Here is a 7,263-nt window from a genome sequence, read left to right on the forward strand (position 1 = left end):
CGAGCCCGAGGTCAGCGCCGGGATCGCATCGGGCGCCACGCCGGAATCCGCTTCCGCCGGAGGGCCCGCAGCAGACAAAGCCCCCCCCGCCGAAGCCCCGAGGACGACCGCTCCGAGCGCTCCGCCCGATCCGGCCACCCCCGCCTCGAATGGCGTCCGCCCCGCGGAAGCGCCCGCCGTTTCCCGTACGCCGGCCGCGGCCGCACCGGAGCCCCTGGACCTGATGAGCGTCGCACGCGGTGCCGTACTCAGACGCGCTCTTCCGGCGGCGATCGTCCTCGCCGTGGTCGTGGTCGTTCTCGTCGTCTGGCTCACGCGATGATGGGGGCATGACCGACATCCATACCCCCCGTCTTCTGCTGCGCCGCTGGCAGGACGACGACCTCGTGCCCCTCTCCGAGATCCACGCCGACCCGACGGTGATGCGATGGATCGGCGACGGCACGCCCCGCTCCCTGGAACAGACCGCCGAGGACATCGAGGCCTGGGAGGAGGAGTGGGACGAGGAGGGCTTCGGGGTCTTCGCCGTCGAACTCCTCGGATCGGGGGAACTGGCCGGGGCGGTCGGGCTGTACGTTCCTGACTCCCCGCCCGAGGTAGCCGGGCAGGTGGCGATCACCTGGCGGATGGCGCGCGTCTTCTGGGGCCAGGGCTATGCCTCGGAGGCGGCCCACGCCACACTCGAATTCGCCCTGCAGGACCGCGGCATCGACCGGGTCGTCGCCGTGTGCCGAACGGCCGACACCGCGTCGTCGAACGTGCTGGACAAGCTCGGCATGCAGGCGGAAGGCGCGACGATGGACCCGGCCTACGGGCACGACGTGCGGATGTACGGGATCGACCTGACGGAGTTCGAGGGCTGACCCCTCAGTGGCGCGCCGAACGACCGGGCGGCCGGCCGCGACCGGACCGCCAAGGAGGACATGATGCAGATCCCTTCGCTGCCGTATCGCGATGAGCACACCACCGTCGTCGCGGCGGGAGCCGATGACGTGTGGCGCAGTCTGGGCGACACCCTGGACCGGTCCTTCTCGCGCCCCGGCGCGAACCGCTACGCGCGGCTGGTCGGATGCGCGGACCGCACGGCGTCGGGTCCGCGGCCGCTGGCCGAGGGCTCGACGATTCCCGGGTTCCGGGTGGCCGCCGCGCTCCCGGGACGGGAACTGGTCCTCGGCGGGCGCCACCGCTTCTCGTCGTACGCGCTGATCTTTCGCCTGGAGCCCGCGGGTCCGGGCCGGTCACGGTTGACCGCCGAGACCCGGGCCACCTTTCCCGGCCCGGCAGGCGGCCTCTACCGGTTGCTCGTCCTCGGGACGGGAGGGCACGCGGTGGGCGTGCGGCGCCTGCTCGCGGCGGTCCGCCGCCGGGCCGAGTCATGAGCCGCCGGTCGCGGGCACGAGGACAGGCAACGGCACGCGCACGGGATCAGGCGGGCTTGAGCCCCTGGGCGCCCGCTTCGGTGACGAAGGACGCGGCGGTCGTGATCGGAGCCCCGGGCGTGGTGACGGCGGACACGGTCTTGAAGTCCGCCCGCGCAGCCTCTGGCGTCAGCCGCACCCTGACGTAACCGCGTTGTCCGTTGTAGAACTTCAGGTGGGGGTTGGCGGACAGATAGGTGGCCCAGTTCGTGGGTCTTACGATGCCGTCCATGCCGCTGGCGATGGAGGGCGTGACGATCTCCGTGCCGAGGGTCCTGGACGAGGGGTTGTCGAAGTCGTCCTTGATGTCGAAGGCGTACCCGACGTGGACGTCCCCGGTGAGCACCATGAGGTTGTCGATGCCCGCCTCCTTCGCCCCGGCCAGGACCCGCTCGCGCGAGGCCCGGTAGCCGTCCCAGGCGTCCATCGACACCTTGGCGACAGGGCTGAGGTCCAGCTTCCGCTGGGAGAAGCAGACCTGTTGCGGCATCACGTTCCACACGGCGTCGGAGGTACGCCACCCGTCGATCAGCCAGCGCTCCTGGGCGGCGCCGGTGATCGTGCGTGCCGGGTCGTCCGACTCCGGGCCGGGGACGTGCGGCCGGTCGCCGTAGGCCTGGTCGGAGCGGTACTGGCGAGTGTCGAGGACGTCGAACTGCGCAAGGGTGCCCCAGTGGAGACGGCGGTAGAGCTGGGCGTCGGGCCCGTTGGGCCGCTGGGAGGCGCGCAGCGGCTGGTTCTCCCAGTGGGCCCGGTAGGCGGCGGCGCGCCGCAGCAGGAACGCGGCCGGCGGGGTGCCGTTCTCGTCGCTGTCGGCCGCGTAGTTGTTCTCGGTCTCGTGGTCGTCCCAGGTGACGACGAACGGGTGCATGGCGTGCACGGCCTGCAGGTCCGGGTCCCGGTGGTAGAGGGCGTAGCGCAGCCGGTAGTCCTCCAGCGTCACCGTCTCCCGGTTGAAGTGGTCGGGCAGGACACGGTCGGTGTACTTACGGGCGCCACCGGCGGCGTCGACCGCGTACTCGTAGAGGTAGTCGCCGAGGTGGAAGACCACGTCGACGTCGTCGCCCGCGAGATGCCGGTGAGCGGTGAAGTACCCCTCGTGGTACGCCTGGCAGGACACGGCGGCGAACGTGAGTGCCGAGGCCGGGCCGACCGTGGCGGGAGCGGTGCGCGTGCGGCCCGTCGGGCTGATCCAGGTGCCCGTCCTGAAGCGGTAGTAGTACACGCGGCCGGGGGCGAGACCGTCCACCTCGACGTGCAGGGTGTGGTGGAGCTCGGGGTGGGCGATGGCGGTGCCGCGCCGGACGATCGCGCCGAACCGCTCGTCGTCGGCCACCTCCCATTCGACGACGACACGCTGCTGGGCCAGGCCGCCGTCTGCCTCGTACGGCTCGGGCGCGAGCCGCGTCCACAGCAGTACGGAGCCGGGCCACGGGTCACCGGAGGCGACGCCGAGCGTGAAGGGGTCGTCGGCGATCCTTGCCGCGTCGAGCTCGGCGGCGCTCGCGGCGCCGGTGGCGGGCAGGTGTGTGCCGAAGGCGAGCGCGGCGGCCGCCGCGGAGACGGTCAGGAAGCGGCGGCGTGCGAGATGGCGCGCGGCCGCACGCAGTTCGGGGGCGTGCTGCGACGACGGTCTCTGGCGGCCCGGGGGCATGGCTCTATCCCCTCACGGTGATGGCGCAGGGCAGCCCCGGCAACGGACGCTGCGGGGCTTGTGAATGCTAATCAGATGAAGATCATGAACCCGGCAGGCGCGGCCTCCCGAAGCGCGGGCGGCGTAACGGCAGACGCGCGCCGCGGGCCCGCCGGCGCGGTGCGGCACGCCGCCCGCCGAGGGATCGCCGACCCTGATCGCCGAAGGTATACGGCCGGATCGACATGCCGTCCGCGCCGCCGTGGCTTGGAAGACAACCAGGAATGGCCGGAGTTCGACCTGGCTGCTTCCGCCGGACGTACATACGATGCGACCGCTCCGGTCTTCACAGCTCCTTCACAGGGCCGGGCTCACGCGGTCATGCGTTTGGCATGCGCATGCCCATGTTTGGCGTCTGATCCATGCCTGATCCATGCCTGATCCAACGCACCTGGTCCGCGACGAGTCTTCGCGCATGCGAAGGCCGCACCCCCCAATTCGCGGCGGGGCACATTCGCCCGCCGCCGGAACACCGACGCAACGGATTGGAGCACCATGGCTGGTGCGATGCTTCTGAGCGGCGCTGTCGCCGCTCTCTTCGCCACCGCGCTCCCCGCGCACGACCCGTCCACCGGGATCGTCGACCCGCCCCCGGACAAGATCGTCATCAAGGTCGCCACGGTGAACGGCTCCGGCTGTCCCCAGGGCACCGCCGCCATCGCCGTGTCCCCGGACAACACCGCGTTCACGGTGACCTACAGCGACTATCTCGCCCAGGTGGGAGGCAACTCGGATCCCACCGCGTTCCGCAAGAACTGCCAGCTCAACCTGACCGTGGCCGTGCCCGGGGGCTTCACGTACGCCATCGCCAGTGCGGACTACCGCGGCTTCGCCTCGCTCAAGGCGGGAGCGACCAGCACCGAGAAGGCCTCGTACTACTTCCAGGGCTCGCCGAACACGGCCTCGATCACGCACCCCTTCAGAGGCCCCTACGACGACAACTGGCAGGCCACGGACACGACGGAGTGGGCGCAGCTCGTCTGGGCGCCCTGTGGTGTGCAGCGGAACTTCAACATCAACACCGAACTCCGCGTGAACGCGGGTACATCCGCTCCCGGCAGTACCAGCTTCATGACCATGGACTCGACCGACGGTGACATCAGCACCATCTACCACCTGGCCTGGAAGGAGTGCCCCAGCTCCTGACCCGACAGCCTTGGCCGGCTCCACCGCACCGGAGTCGGCCAAGGCACGGCATGCGCGTGTACGACCCTGTCGGGCTTCGTGGCGTACGACCCTGTCGGCCTTCGTGACCGCCGACCGGATACATCGTCTGGTCCGATGAAAACATGGCCCCGAACGAGGGGTGTGCGCTCGCTCGATCCGGTGTCCTGGCGTGCGAGGGCGTACCACCGGCGCGTGAGCCCCGTTGCACGGACATGGACAGCACATTCGCCACAACGGGGCCCTTCCTGGGCCGCGCGGGTCAGGACCGGCCGTCCGTCGAACTCGCCGGCGCCCACTGGATGGACCCGCCGATCTACGCGGCGCTGGTCGCCGACTGGCAGGCCCGCGGACGCGTGGTCCCCCGGCGGCACGAGGCGCGTCGGCCGGCCTTCACCGCTCTGCGCGCCACCGACGTTCGCCTCCCCGGTCCCGGTCGGCGTCGAAGCGACGGTCAGGGGTCGAGCGGGCCCTGAGGGGCTCTGGCCGGGCCCCGGCTCGCCCGGTCGCCCGGTCCGCCGGCTCAGCCGAGGCGATCGCGGCCCGCCCCGGGCGGCGCCGCGTTGCCGACGAGGCGCCCCCGTTCCCCGTTCACCAGGGCGGAGAGCATCTCGGCGGCCTGATGGAGCGCCACTTCCAGGGCGGTCGGGAGATGCAGGGCGCCCTGGCCGTCGGGCGGAACCAGCCAGCGCAGCGTGCCGGTCGTCCGGCGGGGCGAGGGCACCGCGATCCAGGATCCCTTCCCGGAGTAGCGGATGTCCTGGCCCACCCAGTAGCTCTCCGGGTCCGGCGGAAGGAAGAACCCGACCCGGTGGGCGCCGAAATCGGCGAGCGTGGGGCCGGGCATCGGCAGCGGGAGGCGCAGCAGGGCGTCCAGGGCGAACAGGCCGATCTCCTCCGGCACGCTGAGGACGTCCCAGAACCGGCCGGCCGGCAGCAGCGCGGCGCCGCTGGCCCCGTGCTCCCATTCGCGCTTGCAGGCCCGGGGGTCCACCGCGGCTGCTGCGAGCCACTCCACGGCTTGTTGGTGGGGAGCGCTTCTCATGTCTCTCCTCTTCGACCGCTGGTCCGTGTGAGCGGACAGTGATACCCCCTCCGCGGGCGCGGCTCCGTGTGCAATTCCCGAGGCGATGCCCAGAGTCATATTCGTAGATATATCTATCCAGTGGAAGGGGTGGCGCGCCGTGGCGTTTGTCCGTAGAACACCCGAACTTCGGGCGAGAGTTCGGTCCTTATGTGTGGGTGGGAGCGTCGTCGCGCTGGCCGGAGTCTGCCGGCTGGCCCTGCTGGTGCGAACCTGCCGTCGAAGTCTCCTTCGCCGCGTCCGATTAGCTCGCTTCGGGCTTCCTCACAGAGACCCGTTGGCGCCGCTGGTGAGAACCGCGCGCAGTCTGAACTACGGCGCCGGGGAGTTCCTTGGTCCGGTCGATGTGGATGACGAGGCCGACTGACGGGTGGTTATGGCCTTGCGGCCGCTGCACGTTTGTCAGGCCAAGGGGGGATGCGGCGGACGCGGGTGCTGGAGGTGGGCGAGGAGGTGTGTGGCATGTGAGTTGCCCGCGTGGGCGGCCTGTTGGGCGAGTGTGTGGGCGTGCCGGTGGTTGCCGGCTTCGGTGTGGAGCCAGGCCAGTTGGAGCAGGGCATTGGTGTCGTGGTGGGTGTGGGCGAGTTGTTCCGCTGCGTGGGGGCCGTCGGTGTCCGTACTCTTTCCGGCGAACGAGACGCCGGGAGAGTTGGAGCCTTCGGAATGGCTTGAGCCATCGGGAGGAGTGGCGTCTGACATCTGGCGGAGCCGCTCGGCCGTGTCGGGAAGGTCGGTCTGTTCGGCGAGCCAGACCAGCAGATGGTCGGCGTCTGGGTGCCCCGCGTCGGCGGCTTGGTGGGTGATGCGGGCGGCCTGGTCGTGGTGTCCAGCGTCGATGCGCCGCCAGGCGAGGTGAAGGAGAGCGTCGGGATTCCCGGCTCGGGCCGCTTGCCGTGCAAGGTGTTCCGCTTCGGTGTAATGGCCCTGGGCGTCCTGGTGCCGTGCGGTGTGGGCGAGGGCATCAGGGTGTCCGGCGTCGGCGGCCTTGTACCACAACGCGGTGGCGAAGTGGGGGCGTTGGTAGTCGTCGGCGGCACGGGCGAGACTCACGAGTTCGTCGGCTCGGTCCAGGTGGGCGTGCGCGGCCAGCCAGAATGAATCAGGGGGCACAACAGGCTGCGGTGACGGCGCGCCTGTTGTTCGAGATAGTCGGCCAGCCGGTAGCACGGGCCGGTCTCCGGCTGCGGGCGCGCCGGAGAGGGCCAGGACTCCCGTGCACCGGAGGTGGGTGGGCCGACGGCGGGTAGGCCAGGGGTGGGGCGTGGCCTGACGGGGCGCAGCGGCGCCAGGTTGCCGTGGACGGGGGTGCTGGTCTCGGCGAAGGCGGTGGTGAGCCAGTCGTCGTCGAGGAAGTCGTACTCCTCGTCGCTGAGATAGTCGGGGGCCGCTTCCTCCAGAAACCGCCGGGAAAGGTTCATGGCCGCGCCTAGGGCCTGTTCTGAGTTGAGATCACGGGATCGGTCATTCCCGCTTCAGGAGGGTGCTGGCTGCGGTAGACCGGTGGCGTGACTCGTGGTGATCTGACTGATGCCGAGTGGGAGTTGATCGAGCCGCACCTGCCGCTGGGGTCGTTCGGACCGATTCCTGACCTGCGCAGCTACTTCAACGCGGTGATGTGGCGGTTCCGTACCGGCAGTCCCTGGCGGGATGTGCCGGAGAGCTACGGCTCCTGGTCGACGATCTATGACCGGTTCCGGATGCGGGCGCGTGACGAAGTCTTCCAGACCCTCATGGAAGCGATGATCGCCGAGGCGGCGGCCCGCGACGACGTCGATCTCAGCCTGGTCAGCGTGGACTCGACCGTTGCCCGCGCGCATCACCACGCGGCGGGCATGGTGGTCGAACCGGAGCTCCTTGAGGACTTGGAGAAGGCCGTGGCGGAGGAAAAGGGGCTGCGGCAAAGG

General features: G+C 70.4%; 9 protein-coding genes and 1 pseudogene. 6 read left to right on the plus strand and 4 right to left on the minus strand.

Features of this window, described 5'->3' with window-relative positions:
- From O3Q52_RS45325 to O3Q52_RS45335, 3 genes and pseudogenes are all read left to right on the plus strand, one after another.
- Nucleotides 1-322 (plus strand): annotated as a pseudogene (locus O3Q52_RS45325) (hypothetical protein); the annotation flags it as partial.
- A 7-nt stretch (nucleotides 323-329) separates the two neighbouring features.
- Nucleotides 330-863, plus strand: a complete 534-nt coding sequence (locus tag O3Q52_RS45330; RefSeq protein ID WP_269654340.1) for a GNAT family N-acetyltransferase — start codon at nucleotides 330-332, stop codon at nucleotides 861-863.
- A gap of 63 nt (nucleotides 864-926) precedes the next feature.
- Complete coding sequence (locus tag O3Q52_RS45335; RefSeq protein ID WP_269654348.1) at nucleotides 927-1,379, plus strand: hypothetical protein; 453 nt, start codon at nucleotides 927-929, stop codon at nucleotides 1,377-1,379.
- 46 nt (nucleotides 1,380-1,425) lie between these two features.
- Here the strand turns inward: O3Q52_RS45335 and O3Q52_RS45340 are convergent, their stop codons facing one another.
- Nucleotides 1,426-3,072, minus strand: a complete 1,647-nt coding sequence (locus O3Q52_RS45340; RefSeq protein ID WP_269654341.1) for an alkaline phosphatase — start codon at nucleotides 3,070-3,072, stop codon at nucleotides 1,426-1,428.
- A 534-nt stretch (nucleotides 3,073-3,606) separates the two neighbouring features.
- Between O3Q52_RS45340 and O3Q52_RS45345 the strand changes: the two genes are divergently transcribed.
- Nucleotides 3,607-4,257: a DUF4360 domain-containing protein gene (locus O3Q52_RS45345; RefSeq protein ID WP_269654342.1), complete on the plus strand. Its 651-nt coding sequence runs from the start codon at nucleotides 3,607-3,609 to the stop codon at nucleotides 4,255-4,257.
- A gap of 233 nt (nucleotides 4,258-4,490) precedes the next feature.
- Nucleotides 4,491-4,751, plus strand: coding sequence for a hypothetical protein (locus O3Q52_RS45350; protein WP_269654343.1), 261 nt, complete (start codon nucleotides 4,491-4,493; stop codon nucleotides 4,749-4,751).
- Nucleotides 4,752-4,798: 47 nt separating this feature from the next.
- Here O3Q52_RS45350 and O3Q52_RS45355 read toward each other — a convergent pair whose 3' ends face one another.
- The 3 genes from O3Q52_RS45355 to O3Q52_RS45365 all read right to left on the minus strand — a co-directional run bounded on the left by O3Q52_RS45355 (nucleotide 4,799) and on the right by O3Q52_RS45365 (nucleotide 6,777).
- The gene (locus O3Q52_RS45355) at nucleotides 4,799-5,320 is read right to left on the minus strand and encodes a hypothetical protein (protein ID WP_269654344.1); all 522 of its coding nucleotides are present in this window, start codon (nucleotides 5,318-5,320) and stop codon (nucleotides 4,799-4,801) included.
- Between the two features lie 441 nt (nucleotides 5,321-5,761).
- Nucleotides 5,762-6,469 (minus strand): hypothetical protein, encoded by a 708-nt coding sequence (locus tag O3Q52_RS45360; RefSeq protein ID WP_269654345.1) that lies wholly within the window; start codon nucleotides 6,467-6,469, stop codon nucleotides 5,762-5,764.
- On the minus strand, nucleotides 6,406-6,777 hold the full coding sequence (locus O3Q52_RS45365; RefSeq protein WP_269654346.1) for a hypothetical protein: 372 nt from the start codon (nucleotides 6,775-6,777) through the stop codon (nucleotides 6,406-6,408). Before O3Q52_RS45365 ends, O3Q52_RS45360 begins: the two co-directional genes overlap by 64 nt.
- An 87-nt stretch (nucleotides 6,778-6,864) precedes the next feature.
- On the opposite strand from O3Q52_RS45365, the gene O3Q52_RS45370 reads away from it, so the two are divergent.
- A partial coding sequence (locus O3Q52_RS45370) for a transposase (RefSeq protein ID WP_269654347.1) occupies nucleotides 6,865-7,263 on the plus strand: 399 nt, incomplete at its 3' end.

Origin of the sequence: Streptomyces sp. ActVer (genome assembly GCF_027270795.1) — a bacterium.
Taxonomy (GTDB): Bacteria; Actinomycetota; Actinomycetes; order Streptomycetales; family Streptomycetaceae; genus Streptomyces; species Streptomyces umbrinus_A.